This is a genomic window from Nocardia sp. Tas62D01, from assembly GCF_055232035.1.
On the sequence record NZ_JBUYUZ010000001.1, the window covers coordinates 8118853 to 8144160 of the forward strand.

General features: G+C 66.0%; 22 protein-coding genes and 4 pseudogenes. 7 read left to right on the forward strand and 19 right to left on the reverse strand.

The window, feature by feature from the left end:
- Positions 1-15: 15 nt before the first annotated feature.
- Entirely contained in the window at positions 16-2346 is a 2331-nt protein-coding gene (locus ACV7NQ_RS39100) for a hypothetical protein (RefSeq protein WP_463364131.1), read from the forward strand.
- 250 nt (positions 2347-2596) lie between these two features.
- On the opposite strand, the gene ACV7NQ_RS39105 is transcribed toward ACV7NQ_RS39100, so the two are convergent.
- From ACV7NQ_RS39105 to ACV7NQ_RS39120, 4 genes are all read right to left on the reverse strand, one after another.
- Positions 2597-3235, reverse strand: a complete 639-nt coding sequence (locus ACV7NQ_RS39105; RefSeq protein WP_463365993.1) for an ISAs1 family transposase — start codon at positions 3233-3235, stop codon at positions 2597-2599.
- A 56-nt stretch (positions 3236-3291) separates the two neighbouring features.
- Positions 3292-3945 (reverse strand): ISAs1 family transposase, encoded by a 654-nt coding sequence (locus ACV7NQ_RS39110; RefSeq protein ID WP_463364132.1) that lies wholly within the window; start codon positions 3943-3945, stop codon positions 3292-3294.
- Positions 3946-4277: 332 nt separating this feature from the next.
- The gene (locus tag ACV7NQ_RS39115) at positions 4278-5777 is read right to left on the reverse strand and encodes an NF041680 family putative transposase (RefSeq protein ID WP_463364133.1); all 1500 of its coding nucleotides are present in this window, start codon (positions 5775-5777) and stop codon (positions 4278-4280) included.
- Positions 5778-6348: 571 nt separating this feature from the next.
- Positions 6349-7578 carry an IS110 family RNA-guided transposase gene (locus ACV7NQ_RS39120; RefSeq protein WP_463365473.1) on the reverse strand — a complete coding sequence of 410 codons (1230 nt, stop codon included), beginning with the start codon at positions 7576-7578 and terminating at the stop codon, positions 6349-6351.
- A gap of 650 nt (positions 7579-8228) precedes the next feature.
- Here ACV7NQ_RS39120 and ACV7NQ_RS39125 point away from each other — a divergent pair.
- Together ACV7NQ_RS39125 and ACV7NQ_RS39130 are read left to right on the forward strand one after the other, a co-directional pair.
- Positions 8229-8464: pseudogene (locus tag ACV7NQ_RS39125) on the forward strand (transposase); the annotation flags it as partial.
- Complete coding sequence (locus ACV7NQ_RS39130; RefSeq protein WP_463366138.1) at positions 8441-8674, forward strand: hypothetical protein; 234 nt, start codon at positions 8441-8443, stop codon at positions 8672-8674. The pseudogene ACV7NQ_RS39125 and the gene ACV7NQ_RS39130, both read left to right, overlap by 24 nt.
- A gap of 334 nt (positions 8675-9008) precedes the next feature.
- Here ACV7NQ_RS39130 and ACV7NQ_RS39135 read toward each other — a convergent pair.
- The 4 genes and pseudogenes from ACV7NQ_RS39135 to ACV7NQ_RS39150 form a co-directional block, all read right to left on the reverse strand.
- Positions 9009-9269: pseudogene (locus tag ACV7NQ_RS39135) on the reverse strand (hypothetical protein); the annotation flags it as partial.
- Between the two features lie 3 nt (positions 9270-9272).
- Positions 9273-9908, reverse strand: coding sequence for a hypothetical protein (locus tag ACV7NQ_RS39140; RefSeq protein WP_463364134.1), 636 nt, complete (start codon positions 9906-9908; stop codon positions 9273-9275).
- Positions 9909-10052: 144 nt separating this feature from the next.
- Positions 10053-10760, reverse strand: a complete 708-nt coding sequence (locus ACV7NQ_RS39145) for an alpha/beta fold hydrolase (protein ID WP_463364135.1) — start codon at positions 10758-10760, stop codon at positions 10053-10055.
- Between the two features lie 31 nt (positions 10761-10791).
- A pseudogene (locus ACV7NQ_RS39150) lies at positions 10792-11319 on the reverse strand (4-carboxy-4-hydroxy-2-oxoadipate aldolase/oxaloacetate decarboxylase); the annotation flags it as partial.
- A 45-nt stretch (positions 11320-11364) separates the two neighbouring features.
- Here ACV7NQ_RS39150 and ACV7NQ_RS39155 point away from each other — a divergent pair.
- A complete protein-coding gene (locus ACV7NQ_RS39155; RefSeq protein ID WP_463364136.1) occupies positions 11365-11562 on the forward strand; it encodes a hypothetical protein in 198 nt (65 codons plus the stop codon).
- A 376-nt stretch (positions 11563-11938) separates the two neighbouring features.
- Here the strand turns inward: ACV7NQ_RS39155 and ACV7NQ_RS39160 are convergent, their stop codons facing one another.
- The 3 genes from ACV7NQ_RS39160 to ACV7NQ_RS39170 all read right to left on the reverse strand — a co-directional run bounded on the left by ACV7NQ_RS39160 (position 11939) and on the right by ACV7NQ_RS39170 (position 14554).
- A complete protein-coding gene (locus ACV7NQ_RS39160; protein ID WP_463364137.1) occupies positions 11939-12841 on the reverse strand; it encodes an alpha/beta hydrolase in 903 nt (300 codons plus the stop codon).
- 41 nt (positions 12842-12882) lie between these two features.
- Positions 12883-13743 (reverse strand): SDR family NAD(P)-dependent oxidoreductase, encoded by an 861-nt coding sequence (locus tag ACV7NQ_RS39165; RefSeq protein ID WP_463364138.1) that lies wholly within the window; start codon positions 13741-13743, stop codon positions 12883-12885.
- A 61-nt stretch (positions 13744-13804) separates the two neighbouring features.
- On the reverse strand, positions 13805-14554 hold the full coding sequence (locus ACV7NQ_RS39170; protein ID WP_463364139.1) for an SDR family oxidoreductase: 750 nt from the start codon (positions 14552-14554) through the stop codon (positions 13805-13807).
- A gap of 230 nt (positions 14555-14784) precedes the next feature.
- On the opposite strand from ACV7NQ_RS39170, the gene ACV7NQ_RS39175 reads away from it, so the two are divergent.
- The gene (locus ACV7NQ_RS39175) at positions 14785-15327 is read left to right on the forward strand and encodes a TetR/AcrR family transcriptional regulator (RefSeq protein ID WP_463365994.1); all 543 of its coding nucleotides are present in this window, start codon (positions 14785-14787) and stop codon (positions 15325-15327) included.
- A 537-nt stretch (positions 15328-15864) separates the two neighbouring features.
- Here the strand turns inward: ACV7NQ_RS39175 and ACV7NQ_RS39180 are convergent.
- Positions 15865-17946: a tetratricopeptide repeat protein gene (locus ACV7NQ_RS39180; protein ID WP_463364140.1), complete on the reverse strand. Its 2082-nt coding sequence runs from the start codon at positions 17944-17946 to the stop codon at positions 15865-15867.
- 213 nt (positions 17947-18159) lie between these two features.
- Here ACV7NQ_RS39180 and ACV7NQ_RS39185 point away from each other — a divergent pair, with 213 nt between their 5' ends.
- Positions 18160-18399, forward strand: coding sequence for a tetratricopeptide repeat protein (locus ACV7NQ_RS39185; protein ID WP_463364141.1), 240 nt, complete (start codon positions 18160-18162; stop codon positions 18397-18399).
- A 1218-nt stretch (positions 18400-19617) separates the two neighbouring features.
- On the opposite strand, the pseudogene ACV7NQ_RS39190 reads toward ACV7NQ_RS39185, so the two are convergent.
- From ACV7NQ_RS39190 to ACV7NQ_RS39220, 7 genes and pseudogenes are all read right to left on the reverse strand, one after another.
- Positions 19618-19725, reverse strand: a pseudogene (locus tag ACV7NQ_RS39190) (DDE-type integrase/transposase/recombinase); the annotation flags it as partial.
- Entirely contained in the window at positions 19676-19939 is a 264-nt protein-coding gene (locus tag ACV7NQ_RS39195) for a recombinase family protein (RefSeq protein ID WP_463364142.1), read from the reverse strand. The pseudogene ACV7NQ_RS39190 and the gene ACV7NQ_RS39195, both read right to left, overlap by 50 nt.
- Positions 19940-20180: 241 nt before the next feature.
- Positions 20181-20639 carry a DUF6262 family protein gene (locus tag ACV7NQ_RS39200; RefSeq protein ID WP_463362866.1) on the reverse strand — a complete coding sequence of 153 codons (459 nt, stop codon included), beginning with the start codon at positions 20637-20639 and terminating at the stop codon, positions 20181-20183.
- Positions 20629-22134: a tyrosine-type recombinase/integrase gene (locus tag ACV7NQ_RS39205; protein ID WP_463362865.1), complete on the reverse strand. Its 1506-nt coding sequence runs from the start codon at positions 22132-22134 to the stop codon at positions 20629-20631. The genes ACV7NQ_RS39200 and ACV7NQ_RS39205 overlap by 11 nt, the downstream gene beginning before the upstream one ends.
- Positions 22131-23237: a site-specific integrase gene (locus tag ACV7NQ_RS39210; protein WP_463364143.1), complete on the reverse strand. Its 1107-nt coding sequence runs from the start codon at positions 23235-23237 to the stop codon at positions 22131-22133. Before ACV7NQ_RS39210 ends, ACV7NQ_RS39205 begins: the two co-directional genes overlap by 4 nt.
- 254 nt (positions 23238-23491) lie before the next feature.
- Complete coding sequence (locus ACV7NQ_RS39215) at positions 23492-23755, reverse strand: hypothetical protein (RefSeq protein WP_463364144.1); 264 nt, start codon at positions 23753-23755, stop codon at positions 23492-23494.
- A gap of 125 nt (positions 23756-23880) precedes the next feature.
- Positions 23881-24384 (reverse strand): DUF6194 family protein, encoded by a 504-nt coding sequence (locus ACV7NQ_RS39220; RefSeq protein WP_463364145.1) that lies wholly within the window; start codon positions 24382-24384, stop codon positions 23881-23883.
- A 39-nt stretch (positions 24385-24423) separates the two neighbouring features.
- Between ACV7NQ_RS39220 and ACV7NQ_RS39225 the strand changes: the two genes are divergently transcribed.
- Positions 24424-25164, forward strand: coding sequence for a MerR family transcriptional regulator (locus tag ACV7NQ_RS39225; protein ID WP_463364146.1), 741 nt, complete (start codon positions 24424-24426; stop codon positions 25162-25164).
- Positions 25165-25308: the final 144 nt, after the last annotated feature.

The following is a 25308-nucleotide window of genomic DNA, read 5'->3' on the forward strand; positions in this document are numbered from 1 at the left end:
TATCTGGGATGTGGTGTGGCAGAGAAAGTTTCGTCGGAGAAACGCATGCTCGGCGGTCGGTTCGGGTTGTGGAGTCTCACCAGATGGGCAGCGCAGCGCCTTGGTGTAGTGCCGCGACCGGGTGAAGCCGCTCGAGAGGGGCCGACGGTTGGTGATCAGGGCTCCCGGGCGCCGACCGATGTCCACGCGTCTCCGCTGAATGACACGCCAACACAGCAGGATTCGGACAGCGACCATCTCGATTACGTACGAAGGTGTAGCCCCGGGGATATCGAGCCGGGGATCGATCCCATTTTTTCGAAAGGCCAGGCAAATATGACAACTCCCGACGACCGGGCGACTATCACCGATGACGCGGCCGCCGCCGAGGAGACGACGACGGCTAACGCAGGCGAGGCGGTAGCCGAGCAGGAGACGCTCACCGCGACCGAGGTCGAAGCGTGTGTCGCAGTGGGCGACACGGGGTCAGCTGAGGGCGAACCGGCAGCTGAGGAAGGCATGACGGCTGCTGAAGGTGAAGTAGCGAAGGAGGTTTCGGTAGCGGTGGCCGAGGACGAGGTCGAAGCCGCGGCAGTCGAGGGTGCCGAGGAGCCGGCTGTCGAAGCAACTGCCGCTGAGGCCGGAGCAGAAGGGGACACCGCGGAGCGGGAAGCGGCAACATCCGATGCCGAGCCCGCGGGCGAAGGTGAAGTGCCGCAAGCCGAGTCGGCTGTCGGCCCGGAAGCCGCAGTCGAGACTGTGGACGCAGCCGAGGAAACGGAGGCGGTGGCTGTCGAGGGCGAGGCTGCTGCTGAGACTGAGGTTGTTGCAGAAGATGCAGGTGATGTTGCCGTCGACGCTGAAGCGGAAACGGCGGCCGAAGGTGAAGTGCCGCAAGCCGGGTCGGCTGTCGACACCGAAGAGGATGCCGAGGAATCGGAGGTGGCGGCTGCTGGAGGCGAGGCTGTCGCCGAGGGCGAGGCCGATGTCGAGGCCGCCGTGGAGATCACGGAAGACGTCGACAGCGGCGAAAACGAGTCCGGGGTGGCTGACGAGGAGTCGGTCACGGACGGCGCCTCGGATGCGGAGGCGGTAGCTGAAGGCGGTTCGGACATCGAGTCCGATACATCGGCCGAGGTGGATGTCGTCGCAGAACAGGGCGATGAGGTTGTCGCCGAGGCCGAAGCAGCTGAGGTCGAGGCTGCTGCGATGGCGGAGTCACCTATTGCCGAGGCGGCTGCTGACAGCGAGGCGCTCGCCGCGGACGAGGCCGAGGTGGGTGCGGTTGAGGTGGCTGAGGAAGAGGGGCAGACCGAGCCCCTCGAGTTGGAAGTGGCCGAAGCAGAGGCGGCCGCCGTGGAAGTCGCTGCGGTCGAGGAGGCTTCGGAGCCGGACGGGGGGCCGGTGGCTGAGGCGGGGATGACGGAGCCGCCTGTTGCCGAGGGTGAAGAGGTCGTCGAAGCCGAGTCGGTGCTCGACGAGGAGCAGCTGGGGACCGAAGGCGAACTGGCCGAGACCGAAGCCGCTACCGAGTCCGTGGTGGTGAGCGTGGAGGCGGTCTTCGAGGAAGAACCAGCAGCTGAAGCCGGGGAGGATGCCGCGAGCGAAGCAGTCGCCGAGGTGGAGGCTGCCGAAAGCGAGGCATCCGCTGAAGGAGAGGAGACGGCCGAAGCTGTAGCAGCTGAGGCGGCTGAGTCACCCGTTGCCGAGGGCGAGCAGGTCGTCGAAGCCGAGTCGGTGCTCGACGACGAGCAGGTCGTGGCCGAAGACGAACTGGCCGAGTCGGAGTCGGAGTCGGCGGTGGTTGTGGAGGCGGTCGACGCCGAGGAAGAAGCAACAGCCGACGGCGAAAAGGATGCCGAGACCGAAGCAGAAGCCGAGGTGGAGGCTGCCGAAAGCGAGGCATCCGCTGCGGACGAGACCGTCGCCGAGGTGGGTGTGGTCGACGTAGCTGAAGAAGTGGGCGAGCCCGAGTCTGTCGAGGCGGAAGTGGCCGAAGTGTCAGCGGCAGCTGAAGAAGACCCCGCGGTTGAGGAGGCAGCGGAGCCGGAGGAAGAGCCGGTGGCCGTGGCAGAGATAGCCGTTGTGGAAAGTGAGGAGGTAGTCGAGGGGAAAGCCGTCGGTGAGGTCGAGCATGTGTCCGACGGGAACGTGCCCGCCGCCGGTGACGGTGCGGCGGCGATCATCCACGACCAAGCGACGACGATCAATGATCAGGCGCGGATCATCGCGAAACTTCGGCGGAAGGTTATGGTCCTCGAAACCATCATCCAAACGCTGGAATCCCAATCCGAATCGCTGGTCGGCATCATTTCGACGTATAAGAATGAATTGACCAGTCTCGCAACAGATCTCATGGAATACTGATGATGTAGCTCTGCGGTAGCCGTTCGTCGGAAGGCGGCGGCCCGTGTGCAAGGGCAATCGGGGTCTGCGTAAAAGGGGAGAGGTGGCACTGCTGTGTGGTGCCACCGACCCTCTGCAGAGTGAAACACGTTTCCCGTTGTGGTTATGGACGATGACTACGCAGGGTGGTTCGGCGGCCGAGGGTAACCGGCGGCCGCCCGGAGACATCGTGGCCGGTGTAGTAGCAGTCGAAACTGCTGATCCTGGAGGTCTACCGGATCAGGCATCCACCGCGACGGTAGCGGAACGCGCAGGCTGGGCGCGCACAACTCGTCGAGCACGGGCGGCACCGCCGGTACTGCACTCGAGATCGCCAAGCGCTACGGCACACTGCGTACCGATATGGCGAGTCTTGGATATACCCCAGGGCTGAGGCAAAGTCGCATTTCAGCTGATCATGACCAGTTTCATAGCTTGTTTCGGGTGGTTGGGGTTGCGGCGTAAGGCTTTTGCGATGTTTGTGTGACCGGCAAGGCGGAGCAGACTGATCGCGAGGTAGGCCGGCCATCATCCGCGGCGCGCCGCCGGTGCGGACCCGGGACAGGTCCTCACCGAAGACGACGTCGCGAACCCAATGCAACCTGTTCTCGATCGACCAGTGGCCGCGGATGTAGCCGGCGAGTTCGTCCGGCTGGGCCTGTTCGGCCCTCAGCGATGTGATCGCGTAGACGGTCTCGGTGCGGGCGCGTGTGCTGCTGCCGCGTCGCTTGCGGGTGCGGGTGATCTGGATGGCCTGGGCGGCATCGGGAAACGGGATTCTCGCCGCGATCGTGACGACTTTGTAGCGGCGGGTCACGACGCGGCCGTGCCGCAGGTCGTTCTCGGTGTGCCGACGGGGACCTGAGCCCAGGGCAGGCTCGCCAACTGTTTGCGGAGTTTCTTGCGGATGCCCTTCACCGTGAGCACCTAGTAGGCGCCGCGTCCACGAAGGTAGACAGCGTGCTCGTCTTGGGTGTGCTGGGCATCGGCGGTGACCACGACACCGGACAGGTCCTGGACCTGGTCGAGAACCACCGAGAAATTCGGGATCTCGTTGGTCTTCTCATCGATCTCGACCTGGCCGAGCGTCACCGTCGTGTCCTGGTCCACGGCGGCCATCACCATCCGCGCTCGCCCCGCGCCACTGCGCGAACCCCGCAGAGCTTTGCCGTCCACCGCGATCGCCGCGCGTTCGCCGCGGCGTCGTGTGCCGGTTCTGGTCACGGCTACCCGATCGGCCAGCCATGCACCGATCGCCGTGTCGAACCCGTCCCCGGTGAACGCAGTCAACGCCCGCCGGATCGTGGACGCGTCCGGCGCGGTAGCAATGCCCACGCCCGCGAGGGTGTCCTCCACCCGATCGGCGGCCCATTCGGCGATCGCGGCGAACGACTTCGCGCCCGTGAGTATCGCGCACACCGAGATGAACAGGATCGCCGAGAACCGATGCCGCACACCTCGCTTGGCCCGTGGATCAGGAACCTGTTCCAGTACCTGTAGCAGGCTCGGAGCCGACGCCGCGTCAACCGGCCCGACCACCCCCAACTGGCTCGAGAGCACGGCGATAGGCGAAGATGGCACAGCGGGCACGACGAGGCTCCAGGTCATTCAGGCGTAAGGAACCTTCATGATCGATCGCCATGTCGTGCCCGCCCCGCAACACCGAAACATCGGTGTGTCGCAAAGCGTTTCAGCTGGTCATCCCACCAGAAATCGACTTTGCCTCAGCCCTGCGATGTCGAGTCTCGAAGAGCTGTACACCCAGACTCGTCGGTGGATTGAGATTATATGGGAACATCGGAATGTCGCAGGGCATCAAGGTAATTCGGAGAGATACACATGAAGTACATACAAACCGCTGAACAAGCGGTAACTGGTCAGGTACTCGCTGGCGTGGCGTGACTGGTTTTGCTTTAAGGTGCCGCCGCGTCAGCGGCGGCACCTTTTTTGGTGGGTTTGCCGACGTCGGGGTGGGTGGCGCGATGCTGGTTTTTGGTCCCGGGTGGGCGGCCGGGTCCTGGCCGGGAGGGTTTCGGCGCGCTGGCGGGCAGAGTGGTCTTCCGGCGGAGGTGGCGAAACCCGCGGCGGACGCGGGCGGGAGTGAGCCGGGCCGGGTCCGTGACGGGTTTTTCCCAGGGTCGGCGCAGATCTGTGGTGTGGCCGCGGGCGAGGCGGAGTTGAGTGTAAGCGGCGAGGATGAGCCAGGTCCACCGGTCGCCTTGGTCGGGGGTACGGATCCTGGGGCGGGTCCAACCGAGGGTTTGCTTCAAGAATCTGAACGTGTGCTCGAGATCGAATCTGCGTAGGAACGCCTGCCAGTACCGGTCGATGGTGTCGGCGGTGGTGTCGGGTCGGGAGTGCCACAGCCACACCGGTTTCGGGTTGCGGTCGCCGGGAAGGTGCTCGACACGCAGTTCGATGAGTGAGCCCTCGATGACCGGGGTCGGGCCGTCATGGCCGGCCCAGGCGCCGCGGTGGGGCAGGCGAGGGTGCAGCCGATTGAATGATCGGGCTCGCGCTTGACCGTAATGGGTTGTGTTGGTGCGTGTTTCGGCGGAAGGTTCGGGATGCGTGTCGGGCTGGTTCAGCGTGACTTCCCGGCCGTGCCGGCGGGGACGGCCGTTGGTGCCGGCCCGCCGCAGTGGAGCAGGCAGGCAGAATACGCGGTCGGAGCGGACCCGGCCGAGCAACTCGACGGGCAAGTCGGCGAGCAGCCAAGTTAGGCGGATGATGTCGTAGCCGGCGTCGAACACGATCAGAATGTCCGCCTCGCCCGGGTTGTGCTGCCCGGCGGCCCGCAGCCGGGTTATCACCTCACGCAGTTGCGCGGCGGTGACCTCGGTGACGTCGTCGGCGCGGCCGATACGCTGGGCGTCGAGCAGCGCCGTCCAGCTCGACCGGCCGGTTTCCAGCGCCGCGACGAACGAGTACGGCCAGCCGGGAATCAACTGTGCCTGGCCCTTACCACGGCAGTAGGTGTGGCAGAACGACCGGTCGGCGCTGGTCACCGCGTCGGGCCGCAGCCACGGGCTCACATCCACGGCCAGCACCAGCCGGCCGTGGGTGTCGCGGGGCAGCGGCGGACCCGCCAGCGCCGTACGCAGCCGGTCCACGCGGATCTGCCCGGCAGCCAGACCGTCGTAGAGCCCGCCGTGCCCCCGACGGTGCTCCGGGGCCAACGACAGCCCGACCAGCGTGGTCACCGGCCCGTCGGCACACAGCACCGCATCGGTCAAATCGAACAACGCATCACCGCGCACCGCGAGGCTGTCGTAGAACGAACAACGAAATCCCGCAAGGCAATCCGGTCCTGGCGAGCGTGTCCGCTCGCCACAACCCGCCGCCTCGGGCACAATCTGAGCCACGGCCACCGTCTTCTTCTTCAGGATCTTTCGCAGGAACCCGAAGATCATGAAGCGGTGGCCGCCTTCATGTCACGCGGACACGCCGAGCCACTGCCACCGAAACACACACGAACACAACAGTTCTCACGCAACCGCGACCCAACACCTTAAATCACAAGCTAAGATGGCTCCGGCCGACTTCGACGAACTGACCGAGGATCTCCATGCGATAATGGTCTCAGGTCAGCCGCGTAGTATCGGTGCGCTCGCCGGACAACTCTTGGAGACGATCTGCGACTACGCGACACGCAAGTTGCGACTGCCGGTCTGCAGGAACGACGACGACCGGTACACCCTGCGCGATTTGTGGCCCCCTTTGTCCCAACGACTGGCTGACACGGCCGCAAGAGAAGAAGTGCGGGAGATCGACGCCCATAAAGCTATCCGAAATCTGACCGTGCACTCCGATCCGCTGTCGTGGAACTTGTCCGCTGCGGACACACGGGCATTTGTCAACTCGGTACTTACGCTCTATGGGCGCTTGCGGTGCACGTCCTGCAATTCATGGGTAAGCCAGAGTAAACAACCGCGCTGCCGGTGTGGCTTGGTCAAGCTTTGAGACATCCCAGGGCTTAGCTTGTCAAGCTGCGGCTTGTTGATCTTGGGTGTGGTGTGTCCAGGCGGTGGTCTCGTTGTAGAGGGTTCCGGATTTGAGGCAGCCGTGGAGGATGCCCACGAGCCGGTTGGCGACCTGACGCAGGGCGGCACGGTGGGCTAGGCCGCGGGCGCGTTGCTTGTCGTAGTAGGCGCGGGCTCCCGGCGATACGTTGAGCGCACTGAATGCTTGGGCCATCAGCGCGTCGACGAGCCGGTCCTGGTGCACGAACCGGGCCGCGACGACCTTCATTTTCCCCGAGGCGCGGGTGATGGGGCTGGTCGCGGCATAGTTCTTGCGGGCCTTGGCGCTGGCGTAGCGGGTGGGGTCGTCCCCGAACTCGGCGAGCACCCGGGCGCCGAGGATCTTGCCCAGTCCTGGCTGGGACAAGATGATCTCAGCGGCCGGGTGCCGGCCAAAATGGGCCTCGACCTCCCCTTGCAGGACTTTCACCTGCTCGTCGAGGGTGGCCAGGACCGCGACCGCGGCGCGGGTCCCTGCCGCGTAGGCCGCCGCGATGACCTGGTTGCGGCCCAGCTGCTCGCTGCGCAGGATTGCCTGGATACGGGCGGCTCTAGCGTCGAGGTCGCCGCGGCGGCCGGCCCGCTTCAGCGCGGCCCGGATCTGGTTGAGCGACAACCGCGCCGCGGCGGCCGGGTCGGGTGCCTTGCCGAGCAGCTCCAGGGCGTCGGGAGCGTCGAGGTCGTCGAACGCTTCCAAAGCGGCGGGGAAGTACTCCCGCAACGCGTACCGTAACCGCTGCGTGTGGCGGGTGCGTTCCCAGATCAACGTTTTATGTGCTCGCGCAACAACTTTCACCGCTTCTGCGGCGGGACTGTCCCCGGCGACCGGACGCAACTGGTGCGCGTCGGTACGGACCATGTCGGCAAGGGTATGCGCGTCGGCGGCATCGCTCTTCGCACCCGAAACGCTGCGGCGTTCCCGGAACCGGGCCGCCTGCAACGGGTTCACCGCGTACACCGTGTAGCCGGCCGCGATCAACGCCGCGACCCACGGGCCACGATCGGTTTCGATCCCGATCCGTACCTGCGCGGCATCGGCGTCGTCGCCGAGGTGTTCACCGATCATGGCGTGCAGCCGGGTGATCCCGGCGATCCCTTCCGGTAATCGAGCCTTGGCCAGCCGTTTCCCGGCCTCATCCATCAGCTCGACATCGTGGTGGTCCTCGGCCCAGTCATCACCGACCAGCAGCACAGCTGTTCCCTCTTCATCGTTGTCGGACACCAAATCCGGCAGCGTGCGGGAGAACGTCGGCGACCTAATGAATCGGTGCTCACGCCGTCATGCGGCAGGCACGACATCCCATCAGCGATCCATTTCTCCCGGCCGACCGGCAGGGGCACGATCTCAAAGCAGGACTCGAAGTCCGGGGCCAATCAGTGCTCACCTACCAGCCGCTACCAGTAGCGAGTCTGCCCGATCGACCGACCCGCTACATCTCATTAGGGCTACCTACTCGGGTCGCGACGCGGCGGACAGAGAAACTCGTCGAATCAAGCCGCTCACCGCCGCAACCGCGGCTGCCACGGTGGGCGGCCACCGGCTTTCGACCCCGACACATACCCGCAACGCAACACCGTCGAACGCGGAATCAACCAGCTCAAGCAAAACCCTACCGTCGCAACACGATTCGACTGCTTGAGAGTGTTTCGAAGTCTGGGTGGGTAGCACCGCTGGCTCGTTGAAAGATGTTGGCCGCGTTGGCGTGTCAGTGGCCGGGTGTGGGCGAGGTTTTCGATAGCTGGTTTGACGACCAAGAAGAACCTTGGTTGCAAGTGGCCTCGTCACCCTTGTGGCGACGGGGCTCTACGCCTGGCTCGGGGGTGACGCAGCAGCGAGCGGTCAACTCCCGCAACGGTTACCGGCAGCGCGACTTCGACACCCGCGTTGCCACGATCGAAGTGTCCATCCCGAAACTGCGGTTCGGCTCCTATTTCCCGGACTGGCTGCTCGAACGCCGCAAACGCGCCGAACGCGCCCTGACCTCGGTGGTGGCGACCTGCTATCGGCTCGGCATATCCACCCGCCGGATGGGAACCTCGTCGAGTCTCTCGGTGTGACAAAGCTTTCCATATCGGAAGGCTTCGGGATGGTGGCCGCCAATCTGGGGCGCAAGGAAAAGCGGGACGAGTTCTTCGACGGCCAGGGGCCGCGCAACGCCGCGGTCGATGAGATGCTGCGTGCCGGAACCACATCCGCCACGGATACCGCGGACGAACTCGGCAAGGTGAGTCGGCGCCTGGCGTCGCTGCTCGAACAGGATCGCCTGCGCGCCCACGTTGAGATTTAGTTGTCTCAGCGCGAAGGTGAATCAGCGACCATGCAGGCTCCAAGTCGTCGATCTCCAACGACACCAACTCCTCACGACGCAGCGCGCCGTCATAGGCAATCGCCACCATCAATCGGTTCCGCAGCGGCTCGGGCTCGCACGCGGTCAGTATCCGATCCCAAGCGTTTTCGCTCGGAATCCACGGAGCTCTCTCGATCCGACGTATCAGTCCTTGTCTCGATCGGTGAGCGCCTCGACCGGCTTGTCCTCGACGGACCGGGTTGCGCTCGCGGATCTGCTCCTCGACCAGGTAGTCGTAGAAGCTGCGGACCGCGACGACACGTTGCTGAATCGTGGCGTTCGCCAAACCGATTGTGCCGGACCGATGATTCGGCCGCTGGAGCAGATCACCGATCCACGCGGCGACGGTATCGGGTCGCGCAGTTGCCGGGTCCGAGCCGACCATCAGGCAGAAGACCAAATGGTCCTGCACCGCGCGACCGTAGGCATCGACGGTATTCGCGGCTCGGCCGAGGTTGGCGGTGAACTGTAGCCAGCGCCGCGCCTCGGCGTGCTGCTCGACCATGGGAAAGTGCTCCCAGCGCACTATGACCATGGACTAGCAACGTCGCGTCAGATTCCACATAAAGCACTGGCGGCAACACGATTTCGGCCACCAAACCCCGAACAGCCCGAACAGATAGCCCTGACACCGTGCGCGGGACCACGTTGCGGCGGCAAGCGGATAGATCGGGCGCCGCCGCCCGCTTATCGTGACCGAGGTATCTCGGGCGATCCGCCCGGTCTCCTCGACATTGAACCCGACCGCGTGGACGTAGGGTTGGTGACCCAAATGTGTTGCGCGCCAGGCATCGAGCGGTTGACCTTTTGCCTTGGCTGAACACGTGCGCTGTCCACCGAGGGTCGGCATGACGCCGTTGCGGCGGTGCTCGGCACTGATGGGGTAGAGGCCGTGTTCGTCCGGGTCGGGATGCAGCCGCGTCGGTGCGCGAGTGTCCAGCAAAACCACGATCCCGTCCGCGGCGCTCGGACCTGCTCGGGCGACTTCGACCAGCCGCACCCGCCGTTCGGCCAGCAGCGGCAGGACATGCTCGGCGACCAGATCACAGGTGCTGGACCACTCATCACCGATTTGGGCGACCATCACGATCAGATTCGACAGATCCTCCTGCAACTTCGGCGGCCGGAACCCTGGATCCAACAATGTCCGCACGATCGCCGCGGTGCTCTCCACCCCGAGGCCGTAGGACCATCAGACCGGTACAGCATCTTCCGGGAACGCCCCTGGTCGACGAACGAAGCCGAGAAATCGTGCGGCACCACGTTTTCGGTGCGGACCAAGAACTCCATCGTGTTTCCTCTCATAGATTCCGAGTGGTCAAGCAGACGCGATATCCAGCAATAGCGCCGCGAGCTCGTCGGGTGCGGTCACCATGGCCTCGTGGCCGGTGGCGATCTCGAATACCGGCCAGCCCCGATCGGCGGCACGCTTGGCTTGCGGCGTGAACACACGCATCCAGTCCACGCATTCGATGAACGCGGCGGGCACTCGATTGCCCTTGCCGGTGAGCCGCAGCGGCTCGGTGTAGGTAAGCCACGGATGTGGTGTCAGGCGAGGCGCGAGCCAGTCGATGTCAACCGCGTCCGTCACTCCGAGCTTTTCGAGTGACCGGACCGGAATCAGCCAACCGAAGCCCGGTCCGGCGACTGACTCCCGATAGTGCCCGGCGATGGTCTCCGGCAGCAGATCGATCGCCGCCTCGTCGTCGCCGCCGACAAAGGCGTCGAGATGAATGCGTTTGGCGATACGGTCCGGAACGCGATCGGTGACACCGCCGATGACTTGGCCTGCGTAGCTATGGCCCACCAGAACAACGTCGTGCAGGTCGTATGCCTCGAGGAGCGATACCACATCCTGAATGTGGGTCGACAGTCCGACCTGTGGGTGCAGTTGATGTGCGCGATCACTCACCCCCGTCAGCGTCGGAGTGTAGACGTCGTGGCGAGCGGAGCGCAGATGAGGGACCAACCTCTGCCACGCCCAACCACCATGCCACGCGCCGTGGACCAGGACGAAGGTGCTCATTCAAAACCTTTCGAAGACAGGGCAACAGGTGCTAGTTGCTGTTCGGATCGTCGACGTAGCGCACGCCGAGGCGCTCCAGAAGTGGCCGCATTCCGTACACGTCGAGACCGATCTCTCCGGCATGGAATCGATCGCGTTTGGCCTGCTCGTTCGACTCGCGGTTCGCCGAAGCTTCGACGACGCGCTCACCTGCGGCGAGCGGAATGCACAGCACCCCATCGTCATCCGCGACGATGATGTCGCCGGGGTTGACGAGCTGGCCCGCCACAACGACGGGGACATTCACAGACCCCGGAACGGCCTTGGCCGTGCCCTGGGCGTGAATCGAGCGCGACCACACGGGAAAGTCCATGTCGGTCAGGTCCGCGACGTCCCGTACCCCGGCATCGATGACCAGGCCGCGCACCCCGCGCCGGCGTAACTGGGTTGCGAACAACTCGCCGAACATCCCGTCCGTAGAGCGCGACGTCGTTGCCACCACGAGTACATCCCCAGCGCGGCACTGTTCGATGGAGGCGTGGATCATCAGGTTGTCACCGGGATGTGACAACACGGTGACGGCTCGCCCCCTGCGGGCTAGTTGTCACCGGAGTGCCAGCCCGCGATGCCACTTCGCGGTCCGGTCGGCATCATGCTCGGCCATCACGCCGGACAGATCCAGCAGACCGCGCACATGCTCGACCACTACCACGGGAACCTCATCCAGCTTCGGGAAGTACCCCAGCCGCTGATACGAGTTCAGCTACACAACCAGGGCCAGCAGATGCTGATCGCTCTGCTGGCTTCTCTCGCGCCCGCATGAGCTCGGCGACCGTCGGTGTGAGCGCCTCGGCCAGTTCCCGCGCGGGAACCACTCTTTTGAACCGCGGATGCGCGGTGCGACCGATCGCCGTCACAACCCAGACCCCGAACAAGAAACCGACGTAACGCGGCGGAAGCCTATCCAGCAATCGCAGTCCGGTGCCGCGTGGGTTTCGCTACACCGAGCTGATCACCTGCTGCCTGAGAACCTCGGAGTGCATCCTCGACCAGCAGCTGTGGGAGCTCATCGCCCCTTTCGCTCATATCCCGGCAGGCCCCGTTGTGCGGTGGCCGCTGTCGGGCGGGGCGGGAAGGGGAGGCCGTCGGCGGACGCAACGGCCTGTCTCCCGTGTGCCGCCCGGTCCGTTAGACGGCCGTTAGACGGCCTGCCGGTCGAGGTGGGTGCGGAGGAAGGCTCCGAGCTGGTCCAGGGCCCGGGCGCCCTCGGGGAGGACGGCGGAGAACCCCTGGAAGACGTGGGGGGCACCTGGGAACGTCTGCAAGGTGGCCGCCACGTCGTCGTCGGCGGCCTTCGCGGCCAGCCGGACGGCGTCGTCGAGGAGGATCTCGTAGGTTCCGGCTTGGATGAGCAGCGGGGGCAGTCCGCGAAGGTCGGCGAACAGGGGGCTGGCGAGGGGGGAGCGGGGGTCCGCGCCCGCGAGGTAGTCGTCGGCGCGGGTGGACAGCGCCTGCCGCGTGAGGGCCGGGTCGACGGCGGCCTTGGTCTCGTAGCTGCGCCCGGACTGGGTGAGGTCCGCCCAGGGGGAGAGGACAGCGGCCGCTGCCGGCTGGGGGAGGCCGGCGTCCTTGATCGCGGCCAGGAGGGCCAGAGCGAGTCCACCGCCGGCGGACTCGCCGCTGACGGCGATCGTCTCTGCCGGGATGCCGTGGTCGAGCAGCCCGCGGTAGGCCGCGAGGGCGTCGTCGACCGCTGCCGGGAACGGGTCCTCCGGCGCGAGGCGGTAGTCCACGGTGTAGGCGGTGGTGCTGGAGCGGCGGGCGACGTCGGCGGCTAGGTTGACGCTGGTTGCGGCGGATCCGAGGGCGTAGCCGCCGCCGTGGAAGTACAGCACTGTTCCCGACGCCTCGCCGTCGCCTGCGGTGACCTCGATGGCGCTCACGCCGCCGAGTTCGACGGCTGTGGTGCGCACGTCCTTGGGGACGGGGTGGGAGCCCATCGTCTCGTCGAAGACGATGCGCATCTTGTGTGGGTCGCCGCCCATGTCGAGCGGGGAGGTGCGCAGCAGGTCGGTGATCGCGGCGAGCTGGGACTCAGCCATGGTGGTCTCGCTTTCTCAACAGGTTCGCAAGGGAAGGGGTGTCAGGCGTGGCGCAGTTCGAGGACTTCGCCGAAGCCCATGCGGCGGACGAAGTCGGTGCGGGCCTCGGTGACGGCGGCGTTGGCCTGTTCGACCTTCGAGTTGGTGAGGTCGACGACGCTGCGGAAGGGGCGCTGGCCCTCGGCGACGACCACGGGGTCGGCCTCGGTGCCGGGGGTGAACAGGCTCGCGGTGGCCTCCTCGTTGCGGGCGACCAGCGGGTCCAGGATCTTGTACGCCTCGGCGACGGCGGTGTCGGCGGCGCGGCCGGCCTTGGGGAAGTGGTCGGTGCCCTGGGTGAAGGCGCCGGGCATGACGATCACGGTCTCGATGCCGAGCTGGGAGACCTCGTAGGAGGTGACCAGGGCCAGCGAGTCCATCGCGGCCTTGGAGACCACGTAAGGGCCGAGGAAGGGCGGCGTGGTGATCGGGATGGTGCTGCCGACATAGAGCAGGGTGCCGCGGCCGCGTTCGCGCAGGTGCGGCAGGGCGGCGCGGTTGAGCCGCTGGACGCCCAGGGTGTTCACGTCGATGAGGTGGGCGATCTCCTCGGCGGTGAACGCCTCCACGTATCCGACCAGTAGGTGGCCGGCGTTGTGGATGACCACGTCGAGCTCGCCGCAGTCGGTGACCACCGCGTGGACGGCGTCGTCGGCTGACTCCTGGGAGGCGACGTCGAGTTCAACGACGCGGATGTCGGCACCTTCCGCGGCGGCGAAGTCGCGCAGTTCCTGGGCCCGAGGGGCGTTACGGCCCTCGGGGGCGCGCATCGTCGCGTAGACGCGGTGCCCGGCGCGGGCGAGCGCCTTGGCGGTGAGGTTGCCGATGCCGGTGGCGGCGCCGGTGATGAGAACAGTGGACATGGGATCTCTCCGTCGTGCGGTGCGTGTTCTTGTCGGTTGCGGGTGGACGAGAGCCCGGCGGTCAGGCGACGCCGCCGTTGGCGAACAGGACCTGGCCGTTGACCCACCGGCCGCCGGGACCGGCCAGGAAGGCGACAGCGCTTGCGATGTCCTCGGGCGTGCCGAGCCGCTCCAGTGGGGAGGCGGCGGCGATCCGCTCGACCAGCTCGGGGCTCTTGCCGTCCAGGAAGAGCGGGGTCGCGGTCGGCCCGGGGGCCACGGCGTTGACGGTGACGTCCCGGCCGCGCAGCTCGCGGGCGAGGATCAGGGTCATCGCTTCGACCGCGCCCTTGCTCGCCGCGTAGGCGGCGTAGGTCGGCTGCTGGAGCCGGGTGATGGACGTGGAGAAGTTGACCAGCGCGCCACCGGGGCGCAGCCGCCGGGCCGCGAGCTGGGAGACGACGAACGTGCCGCGCACGTTGACCCGGTGCATCCGGTCGAAGGCGTCGAGGTCCATCTCTGCCAGCGGGGCCAGCAGCATGATCCCGGCGGTGTTCACCACCACGTCGACACCGCCGAAGCGCTCCTGGGCGGTGTCGAACAGGGCCGTCATCGCTGCCTCGTCCGCGACGTCGCCGGATACGGCAACGGCCGCGCCGCCTGTCTCTTGGATCGAGGCGACGACCTTCTCGGCACGCTCGGCGCTGCCGGAGTAGTGCACGACCACGGACATGCCGTCGACGGCCAGCGCGTGCGCGACCGCACTGCCGATCCCGCCCGAACCCCCGGTCACGATCGCTACACGGGCGGCGGACTGCTCAACGGTGGTCATAGCGACCTCCCTCTCATCTTTGTGGACGATGAGTACACTAGCACTACATGGACAGATGGTCCATATATATGTGGCCATTGGGTCTATATAATTGTTGGTGGACGCCGCGCCAATCAGGCCGGTCGCGCCGGACGAGGAGGAGACAGGTGGAGCGAACAGACGCTGAGAAGCCCGGCCCGCTCAAGCCGGGGCGCGGACGCCGCCGGGCGGAGGACGTCCGCCACGCGACGCTGACCGCGGCAGCCGAGCTACTGCTCGCCGAGGGAGTCCACGCCTTGTCCTTCTCCAAGGTCTCCGCCCGCGCGGGCGTCAGCAAGATGACCCTCTACAAGTGGTGGCCCTCTCCCGGGGCTCTGGCCTTCGACGCCTACTTCAACGCCTTCCAGGAGACCCTCGCCTTCCCCGACACCGGCGATGTCCGGCGCGACCTGGCCACGCAGTTGCGCGTGTTCGTCAACCTTCTGAACCGCAACGGCTCCGTCATCGCCGGGATCATCGGAGCCGCTCAAGGCGACTCCGACCTGGCGCAGGCGCTCTCGACGCACTACGTCACACAGCGCCGCGCCCTCGCCGTCGAACGCCTCACGCGCGCGCAGCAGGCCGGCCAGATCCGCGCGGAAGTCGACCTGGAGACGATCGTCGACCAACTCTGGGGCGCCGTCTACCACCGGCTGCTGCTGCCCGCGAAACCGCTGACCACGGAGTTCATCGACCAGCTGATCGCCAATCTCTTCCAGGGCATCGCCCCGGCCTCCCCCGACTCCGCGATGTAATCCGGGGCACTGGTAAAGGACTCTGTCACCAACCGCAAACGGCGAGGATTCACCGACGTCAGCACAGACGGCCGGGTCCCGCTCGGCAACGTGCCGGGTGATCGCGAATTCCCCTCCAGAGGAGCCCGTTAACGGCGACACGGTTGGGACCTGGGCATACGCCGGCCGGCCGCTCCCAGGTGCGGCGCGCGCAGCCGGAAGTCGGCCGGGCATTCGCCAGTCGGTCCGGCGGAAGCCGCGATGGACACTGCGTAAGCCGCCGGCCCCGGAGAACATGGTCCCTTCGGCCCCTGGTCCGACCCGCGGAGAGTGCCGACCACGGGTACAGCAAGCCCGAACCTGCTGCGGAGTAGGAAAACCCCAGCGGAAAACCCCAGCAAGATCAATCTGACCGGGATTTCCTGTACCTCAACTACTCGGGGTTCCGAGATCGCCCGCCTGGTGAGGTCCGATGAGCGCCTATGGTCGGCGGCGTCGATCAGCGCGTCGATCTGGGGGATTCCGGTGTGGGGATCGTCGTTCATGGGTTCTTCCGATCTACTGCTCGAAGACGGTTTCGATGACAGCGGCCTGTTCGGCAGTACCGACGCGGAAGTAGCGGGCGCTGGGTTCGATGGAGGCGTGGTGAAGCAGGGCCTGCACCTGGGCGACGTCGGCGCCGCCTTGGCGCAGCCGGGTGCCGTAGGTGTGGCGCAGGGTGTGCGGGCGCAGGCCGGGCAGGCCGGCGGCGGCGCCGACGGCGAGCACCGCGTGGTATTCGACCACGTCACTGTCGGCGCGCCAGCCAGATTCGCTGGATTCACTGACATTTTCGTGCGGCTTGACCACTGACATTCTCGTGCGGGTTGCTGCACCGGTGTCGGCGGCGCGGCGGTACCAGGTTTCGGCTTCGGCGGTCTCGCCCTGCTTGTGCAGCAGGACTCCAAGGTTGTGCATGGCGACTGGGTCGCCGGTGTCGGCGGCGCGGCGCCACCAGGTTTCGGCTTCGGCGGTCTCGCCCCGCTTGTGCAGCAGGACTCCAAGAATGGTCATGGCGGTTGCTGCGCCGGTGTCGGCGGCGCGGCGGTACCAGGTTTCGGCTTCGGCGGTCTCGCCCCGCTCGTGCAGCAGGACTCCAAGAATGGTCATGGCGGTTGCTGCGCCGGTGTCGGCGGCGCGGCGGTACCAGGTTTCGGCTTCGGCGGTCTCGCCCCGCTCGTGCAGCAGGACTCCGAGGTTGTGCATGGCGGCTGGGTCGCCGGTGTCGGCGGCGCGGCGCCACAGAATTTCGGCTGCGCCGCTCTGACCGCGGAGGTAGGCATTGAAACCGATGGGGATCAGAACCCGGGGTTCGGCGTCCTTGGTAGCTGCGTGCCAATAGACGTCCGGGACAGGTCGGGGGGAATGGTGTTGTCCGTCGTCGGCGGCGATCAGGTAGTCGAAGGGCAGGTAGCCGCGGGACCGGTCGGGCAGCCGGTCGGTGCGTAGCGCGGCGACGCGCCCTGCGCCGTCGGGTGGGGTGCGGGCGGTCACGATCGCGGTGCGGACGTCAGCGGGGCTGATGTCCAGGTCGGGTCGATGGTCTTCGATGGCGGTCAGGGTGAGTTTGGTCAGGGTGGGTTCGGGGATCGGGTCGGGGTGCCCGATTCGAGCCCAGTCGATGGCGGTCTCTATGACGGCATGCAGGACGGGGTCGGTACGGCGGGCGACGTCGTAGTGGCGCAGGAGCTCGGGCGCACTGGCCAGCACTTCGGCTAGCCCGTACTGGTCGAGGTTCAACGCTGGGTAGGCCGCGGCCGCGGCTGCCTGCTCGACGGGGTCGTGGCTGGTCGGTGCCAGCACGATCTGGACTGTCTGCTGCAACACGGTGCGGGTGTCGTGGGTGAGTTCGCCGGTAACGTCTCGTAACCGTTCGAGGGCCTCGCTACGCAGCGTGGCCGCCACCACAGTCAGTGCCGGGCGCGCGGTCAGGTGCGCGAGCAGCGCGGGGGTGAGCGGGTGGTCTGTGGTGAGGAAGTCCTGCAGGTTCTCCAGCCATATGACGATCGGCTCGGTGCTCCCGACGAATCCCTGGTGGTCCGGGATCCGGTGCAGGGCCTCCCGGGCCGGAACCAGCACGCGGGCGCCCGGCAGTTCGCGACGGACAGCTTCGAACAGGGTGCGGGTCTTTCCAGCCTTCGACGGCCCGGTGACGAGCACCCTCCGGTGACCGGTCAACACTGCGGCCACCCGGGCATCTACGTCGCCCGCGGTGCGGGGCACGTACGGGTCCTCACCGCTTCCGGAGCGGCCCACCTGCCCGAACCGCGTTGCTGTCGCGCCCAGCCGGTACGGATCCAACTCGTCCACCCTCGGTAGCCCGCCGTCGGCATCGAGCTGTTCCACCAGGCCGGCCCACACAGGCTGCGGGCTGGCGTCGGTGCCGCTGTCCTCCTCGGCTCGTCGTCTCAGCTCCGACCACTCCTCGCGTTCGCGACGATCGAGCGTCCTGCCCGCAGGTAGCCTGCCAGCGCGGTGCAGCAGGAACAGCAATACCCGTTCGAGTTGGGCGTCGGTGCGCGGGACCATCCGCTTCTGCGGGTCCTTGGCGAACCAGCCCCTGATCGTGCCTTCCGACACTTTGGCATCGCGGGCAATCATCTGTACCGATCTTGATGATCAGGTCGCCGGCATCGGCGGCCTGCCGGACGGCGGCGCGCTCGGCGCTCACCACTCCCGCAACTTGGTTGCAGGGCGCCGGGCAGACGGCCATCGTCCGCCAAGTCGATCAACAACAGGCCGCAGCGCATGGGTCGCTAGTCCTCACCTGCGGGCACTTTCGACTTCGGCGGGCCCGCATCTGGACAGCCCGCCATGGATGCGAGACCCGCCATGCACAACCTCGGAGTCCTGCTGCACGAGCGGGGCGAGACCGCCGAAGCCGAAACCTGGTACCGCCGCGCCGCCGACACCGGCGCAGCAACCGCCATGCACAACCTCGGAGTCCTGCTGCACGAGCGGGGCGAGACCGCCGAAGCCGAAACCTGGTTCCAGCTCGCCGCCGAAGCCGAAGCCGACGATCCCCAGGCCGTAGCAATGGGGAAGGATCGGTGAGCGCCGGAACATGCTGGTGCGCCACCGAACCGCGTCGACCCCGGCACCGAGATCCAGGTGAGCTTCCTCGGGGATCAGCTACCGAGGGCGACCACAGCCGGTCGACTGAGCTGGAAGCCGGCCGATTCGGTCCCCGGCTGCGGGAGGCCCGGCCGGGTACGGCAGACGTCGTGCCCAGCACTGCCACGTCGTTGCATGAAGTGGCCAGAGAGGAACAGGCGGCGTTCTACCACGTCGCCAGAGCGGCGCCGACGCGCCCGACGCGCCGCGAGCGACGTCCTTTCAGCGAGCGGTTGCGCGGCGCCGCGTGGCGGCGCCGCTCGGCGGCGCGCCAGCGCCGCCCTTGACTCTATATAGCCAAATTCAGCAACCACTTCGTGTGGTGACGGGCACTCGGCAACTTGATTTCCGGTCAACGATTGCTCGAGGGCGGCCTGCGGCGTGCGGATGGTGGCAGTGCCCCCGAGGCATGCGACACGGGCGAAAACGCGAACGCGGTACGAATGGTCTCGGACATCCGCACCGCGTTCGCGCAGTATCGGTCAGCTGTTCGCCATGGGCTCCACGTCTCTTCCGCGCCGCCCCGGACATGCTGTGTCCAGGACAGGGGTACCTATTCGTGATTCGGGCGGAGGGTGAGCGTTATAGCTGCGCCAAACAATTCGGCATGCGAGTCGACGCGCCACGTTCCCACGACTCATGGGCCACATCGATTGCAGTCACCTTGTCATACGTTCCGCAAACCAACGCATTTACCCCAGGAGGTATCGACACGGGCCACATCCCAACGACCTCGCCCGGGATGTCGACGAAATCCTGCGTAATCTTGCCAGCGTTGCATTCAGTGACTGATCCGAGTCGCCCGTCACCTTGGTAGCGAAAATCGAACGTCATGCAAATGTTCTCCGGCTCCCACGTTGCTATGAAACCAAGGGCACCGCCGCCTCGCCGCTGTGCGCCCGAGGGCGCGTCCGAGCCCAACGGCTGCGGGTCCGCGCTCGCTGTGCCGACGACAGAGACAGTTAGCGTTGCGGCGGCGAGGACCGCTGCGGTCAAGGTGCGCATGATCATAATCGGAGAGCCTACAGCCGAAAATTGGATTGCTCGAACACCCGATTTGCAAGCAGCGCACTCAATCTGGAGGCGTGGCCGATGTCGCCGCCGTAGTCGATACACCACCGGGCGAGCCGAACGCCGCCGGATTGAACCCGGCGAACGCATAGCGGCTGAGGACCGCTTCGCCGCCTTCGCATTTCGGCGGGACTGCACCAGGATGTCAAGCATGCCGTCCTGATCGACCGCGCGCCACAGGTACTGTTGGGTTCCGCACCGACCGGAACGGCCGCGACAGGCGGGTGATCACCAGTTCGTCGCCGCGTCGCAAGTGCTCGAAGCATTTGTCCCACTCCTGACGGCGCGCCAGCTTGCCGGATGCTTTGTCGACCCAGATCCGTTCGCACCCCGCGGTGTGCAGTGCGTCGATCTGGGAGTCGTCCTTCTGCCCGCGCGTGGACACTCGCGCGCATCCGAACCGTCCCATGCGCGGAACTGTCCCATAAAGGGCCGACACCTCGGGTTTCGTCCCGCAGATTTCGCCCACGGGTTATGACGCAAGGCGGGCTGGGTGTGAGCTGCCGGTTTCCCGACGGGTGTCGCCTCGGCTGGTGTGGGTCGAAAACGATCGTTATCTAGAGCCTTCTGCGGTCGTGGACTGCTGACCTGGCTCTGTTCGTCGGAGACGGTGTCTCCGACGAACAGATGCCAGGCGTGAAGAGGGTTGGTCAGCAGGGCCTGATCGTTATGGAAGTGCGATGTCGGCTGCGGGTCGGTGGGGGCGCGGTGGCTTCCGGGACGGGGCGAATGCCCGCATGCCGTAGTTGCCCAAGAGCCTGGGCGAGTTGTCGGCGTAGCCGCTGGTTGTCCTCGGCCAGTTCCCGGTTGCGGGCGTTGGCGACTTCCAGGCGGCGGATTAGCGAGGAATCGCTGCTGCGGTGATGCGCTGGCACCGATGTGGCCGGTGCGCGGCGATTCAGCTCACGAAGGCGTTGGACTTCGGTTCGGATATCGGGCTGGGAGTAGAGCCAGGACCGTGACACCTCGGCTGCGGCGGCAACGGTCTGAAACGTCACGGCCGCTCCAGCGGCGTCGAGTTCACGGATGGCTCGGATCGCCTTGCTGCGGGCCAGTTCGTGCCGGTGGCGGGCGGCGGCGAGAAGGTGACGGGTGTTGTCAGCTCGCATTCGGCGTTCCCTGCGCTGCTGGGTCGGGTTCAGTTTCAAGCGTGGTGATGATGTTGGTCAGGTTGCCCAGCACCTGCCGGTTCATCTCGGCGAGGCGCTGTTGACCGCGCGCCTCGGCCGATGAGATCAGCTCGATGACCTGCTGCTGTTGGTGCCGGTGCTGGGGAAGGAACTCGGCGGTCGTGACGAACATCGGACACGTCAAACAAGCGTTGGCGTGCGGACAGGTCTTCACCAGCGGCAATGAGCAATATCCGTTGGGAAGAGCCTGGGTTGCTCGTCCGACGCGTTGTTTGGCCCAGGCCGCTTCGGCGAGTGGGCCGTCGGGGTCGAGAGTGACTGTCTCGCCGGTGATTCCGACCTTGCGGGCGGCTTCCCAGTGCCGGCGGATGGTGGTGTCGGACAGCCGCGCATAGCGGGCGGTCATCATGTGGGAGTCGTGATCGAGGATCCGCCGGACAACCTCTTGCGGAACGTCACGGTTGATCAGCTGCGTCCCCAGGGTGTGCCGCCATTGGTGGGGCGTGATCCGAATTCGCTGACCGTGCTCGTCTTGAATGGCGCAGCTGGCCAGCCAGCGCTGCAGGGCGCGGCGGTATGCCGACCCGTCCATCGGCAGTCGGCCGTCGGGGTTGTTCCGAGGTTTCGGGAACAACCTCGAAACGCCCTGCGGCCATTGGGTTTTCAACTGTTGCAGGTGTCCGGTGATGGACTGCTCCAGTTCGTCGTCGATCGGCACCAGCGCTTCACGGCGCATCTTGTGGTTGAAATACCGCAGGTAGGGTGCGCCGTCGCTGCCGCGGACCACGCAGTCGACGGTCAGTCCGAGTGCGTCGATGACCCGGAGTCCGCAGCGCATGAGGATCAGGGTCACCAGCCGATAGGCGGGGATGTTCCAGCGGTCGAGGTTGTCGGGGCGCTCCAGCTGCGCCATGACATGGTCGCTGAGCGCGCGGGGCAGCCATTCACCTTCTTTGGGATAGTCCTCGGGGAAGAACATGGCGTTGACCGGGAGTGTTGTGTCCCAGCCGTGTTGACGGATCGCGGTCAGGAACTGATTGAGCTGACCGATCAGGTGCCGGTGCATGACGCGCCCGCCGCAGGTCGCGTGCAGAAAGGCCAGATAGCGCTCGAGAAGGGGCCGGTCGACATCGGCCAAGCAGTCGACCGGAGTCGGTTGCGAGGCGAGGAACACGGCGAATTGCGTGACAGCGTTGGTTCCCAATGCTGCTGTCGCTGCGGTCTTCCCAGTCGATATTCGCCACCGAGCCCAGCGCTTGGCCAGCTCTTTCAGCCAGGGCTGGGGAATCACGTCGAAATGGAGGTAAGACTGGTGGCTGGGTTGGCGGCGGGCTCCGAGGCGACGCAGATCCCAGATATCGCGGCTGTATTCATCCACCCAGGGGTCATCGTGCTGGCGGCCGGTACCGGCCAGCGGGGTTCGCCGTGCCCCGCTGGCCACGGTGATGCTGGTGACCTCGGCGACGGGATTCACAGCTTCACCTCGTTTCCGGTGAACCAGCCAGCCTGTTCCAGAACTCGCCGAGCGTCTTCGATGGTGAGGTGCCCGTAAACGGTCGAGGTGACGGTCAGATCAGCGTGACCGAGGATCTTGGAGACGACCTCGATCGGCACTCCGTCGCGCAGCATCCGGGTGGCAGCGGTGTGTCGACACCAATGCGGATCGAAGTCGATGCCGGTCCGCCGGCGCAGTCGACGAACCAGGTCGTAGACCGCTGGATACGACCAAGGGTGTCCGTGCGGTGCGGCCCAGAGGTTGACGAACACATAGTCCGAGTCCAGGTCTCCATATTCGGTGTGCAGGTAGTCGGCGTAGAGGCGGATCAGCTCGGCGCTGACCGGAATGGACCGTCGCCGTTGCGATTTGGTTCGTGCGCCGTTGTCGTTGTCTCGCGGCACCACCACGACCTCCCGTTCGGCGGCGGCCAGGTCCTCATGGCGCAGGCCGAGAGCTTCACCGACCCGCATGCCGGTCTCGTGCAGCAGGGCAAACAGGAACCGGTCCCGCAACCGGTCACACGCGTCGAGAATCGCCTGAATCTCGTTGACGGTCAGCACCCGTGGAAGCTTCCGCGGAGCCTTCAGTGCGATCGCCCGCCGTGCGTGCGGCTCGCCTTTGGTGATGTGGTGCAGAAACGGCTTCCAGCCGGTTCCGCGCCGCCCGCCCGGTTGCCACGTCACCATCAATTCGCCCAGGTCCACACCGTTTCGGGCGGCGTGCTGGTAGAAAGCGCTCACCGCCGACAGCTTCCTGTTCACTGTCGATTCCGCGCAGTGATGCTCCACCGACGGCAGCACGGCCACCGCCCCGTCCCGGGCCAGTGGCGGGCGACGCAGCCAGGACACGAATTCCGCGACGTCCTCCAGATGGACCGCCTGCCAGTCCAGCTCACGTCGACCGAGGAAGACGAACCAGTCCTTCAGATCATGCGCATACGCCTTGACGGTGTTCGGCGATCGCTCGATATCGGCCAAATACGCCAGATACCGCTCGACCGGAGCCACCGGCCCGTCGTCGCCGAGGACCGTCCACGACTCACGCCGCGAGATCGGGGACAGCACACGCACCACATGCATCGCTCCTCCAAAGCAATCCGCGAGATGGACGAGCTGTAGGTAACCACGTCCACCACACGAATCCAGGGAGCCGAGACCCTCGTGCTCAACACCAACGACACAGCCCTGAAGGCTCTAGATAACGTTCGTTTTCGACCCACACAGGCCCAGTGCAATCAGGCTCGCGCAAATGTCTCGCGCGCCAGCTCGACAAACTCGACGGATACGACTACGGCCTGATCGACTGCCCGACAACCTTTGTCGGCGGGCGGCGATCACTCGACTTGCGTGCCTTGGCGCATCAGCAGACGTCCCCGACGGAACCGCTCCCTCTCGCGCGGCTCGCGCAGCATCCGTCCGACTTCGATGAATCCGGCTTCGCCGGCCAGCGTCGCGAGGTCGTCGATCGGCCACCGGTAGGCTGCTGTCACTTTGTGGTCGAACTCTGTCACCGGGTCATTCTCCGACTCGAAGAAGGCGAGCAAGAGGTGGCCGCCGGGCGCGAGAACGCGACGGAACTCGGCGAAGTACGAAGGCATGTCCTGTGGTGAAGTGTGAATGACCGAGTACCGGACACGATGCCTTGTAGCGTGCCGTCGGCCATGTCCAGGGCGCTGGACAAGTCGGCGTCTGCCTTCGGCCGAGAGGGGTGCGTTGCGGTGCGTCACCGCTCACCGACTGGGCGCACATCACCACCTGGCTGCCTGTTGGCTCTCCGGCGCTCTGCTCGGCGCTTGGCGTCCTCGTGTGCCTGACGAAGAAGGCGGGCCGCCAGCACGTGTGTGCTTACGCCTGGGTTGGTGATCGACACCCAACCTTGCCTGCGATATACCGGGTGAGGAAGGACGACGTCGGTAGCGGCGTAGTCACGAGGTATCGCCTCGGCCCGGGGGTTCTCACCTGTGAGTTCAACGAATGCGTCCGTGCCGACGTGGATGTTCAGTCGCCAACGATCGGGACGGTCAAGATCGCACGAGGCATCGTCGGGGTAGTTCTTCGTCACGATCGTGGCGTAGGGCTGCTCGCGCTGTGGCACTTGGCCGTCGGGAGCGTAATAGAAGAAGTGGTCGCCCAAAGCGATCTCCGGGAACGCGCTGCCCTCGCCGGGGGCAAGTTCAAGTAACCCGTCGAACGCTCGGATCGTTTCAAGAAGTCGGTCCATACTCATGGTTCAAGTGTGTAGTTGAAGTGCTTATGGAGGGTTCGGATGACCCGAGCGAACGAAGCGGCGCCACCCATGAACACCGCTGCCGTCGCGGCAGCGTCGAAATACTCCGCGCAACAGGTGCGTGATCTGGAGGCTCTGGGCGTGATCCCCGCTGCAGCCAGGTCACGCAACGGGTACCGACGATTCTCAACAGAGCACGTCCACGCCCTTCGCGCGTACCGTAACCTCGCTCATGCTGTGGGGCCTGTCGAGGCGCGACGGGCAATGCGAGAGATTCGCCTCCTGCCGCGCGACAAAGGGGCGGCGCTGATCTGCGGGTTCCACACCAGGCTCAACGACGAACGGCAGCAGGCACTCGCAGCACGCTTTGCGCTGGAGTCGATCCGAGCCGAGGCGACAACCGATGCGAAGCCGGTCGAAGGGGACTCGATGACCATCACCGAACTGTCCCACGCCCTCGGAGTCAGGGCGTCCACGCTCCGCTACTGGGAAAAGGTCGGTCTGGTGGCGCCTGAGCGGGTCACCACGCGAGCGGGAACAGCGCGGTGCTACACCCTGACCGCCATCCGGGAAGCACGCATCACCGCAGCCCTCCGAGCCGGTAACTACCGCATCCCAGAGGTCCAGACGACGATCACAGCGGTCCGCGACCTCAACGAAGTGAGCCACTCGATCGCCGCGCTCGACACACGGCTGGAGGCCATCGCCCAACGCGCACTCGCTCTTCTGCGCGCAGGAACTCTGTTGGCAGGGACCATCGAGTCAGCCCGGACGGCATGACAATGCAGACTGCGATTCAGCTTGATCCGCGTCATCAACGTCCTGCCCCGCAACAACTAGACCTCTCCGCTGCGCTGACGAATGCCCATCGAACAGGTCCTCACCCAGGTGTCCACGAGGGGCTGGCAACCGCAGGTGAGCGAG

Coding starts and splice junctions, on each gene's coding strand:
- ACV7NQ_RS39115 (WP_463364133.1), bottom strand. CDS start 5,777: ATGATCTTCGGGTTCCTGCGAAAGATCCTGAAGAAGAAGACGGTGGCC.
- ACV7NQ_RS39145 (WP_463364135.1), bottom strand. CDS start 10,760: ATGAGCACCTTCGTCCTGGTCCACGGCGCGTGGCATGGTGGTTGGGCG.
- ACV7NQ_RS39155 (WP_463364136.1), top strand. CDS start 11,365: ATGCCACTTCGCGGTCCGGTCGGCATCATGCTCGGCCATCACGCCGGA.
- ACV7NQ_RS39160 (WP_463364137.1), bottom strand. CDS start 12,841: ATGGCTGAGTCCCAGCTCGCCGCGATCACCGACCTGCTGCGCACCTCC.
- ACV7NQ_RS39165 (WP_463364138.1), bottom strand. CDS start 13,743: ATGTCCACTGTTCTCATCACCGGCGCCGCCACCGGCATCGGCAACCTC.
- ACV7NQ_RS39170 (WP_463364139.1), bottom strand. CDS start 14,554: ATGACCACCGTTGAGCAGTCCGCCGCCCGTGTAGCGATCGTGACCGGG.
- ACV7NQ_RS39180 (WP_463364140.1), bottom strand. CDS start 17,946: ATGATTGCCCGCGATGCCAAAGTGTCGGAAGGCACGATCAGGGGCTGG.
- ACV7NQ_RS39185 (WP_463364141.1), top strand. CDS start 18,160: ATGGATGCGAGACCCGCCATGCACAACCTCGGAGTCCTGCTGCACGAG.
- ACV7NQ_RS39195 (WP_463364142.1), bottom strand. CDS start 19,939: ATGGGACGGTTCGGATGCGCGCGAGTGTCCACGCGCGGGCAGAAGGAC.
- ACV7NQ_RS39200 (WP_463362866.1), bottom strand. CDS start 20,639: ATGCGAGCTGACAACACCCGTCACCTTCTCGCCGCCGCCCGCCACCGG.
- ACV7NQ_RS39210 (WP_463364143.1), bottom strand. CDS start 23,237: ATGCATGTGGTGCGTGTGCTGTCCCCGATCTCGCGGCGTGAGTCGTGG.
- ACV7NQ_RS39215 (WP_463364144.1), bottom strand. CDS start 23,755: ATGCCTTCGTACTTCGCCGAGTTCCGTCGCGTTCTCGCGCCCGGCGGC.
- ACV7NQ_RS39220 (WP_463364145.1), bottom strand. CDS start 24,384: ATGAGTATGGACCGACTTCTTGAAACGATCCGAGCGTTCGACGGGTTA.
- ACV7NQ_RS39225 (WP_463364146.1), top strand. CDS start 24,424: ATGACCCGAGCGAACGAAGCGGCGCCACCCATGAACACCGCTGCCGTC.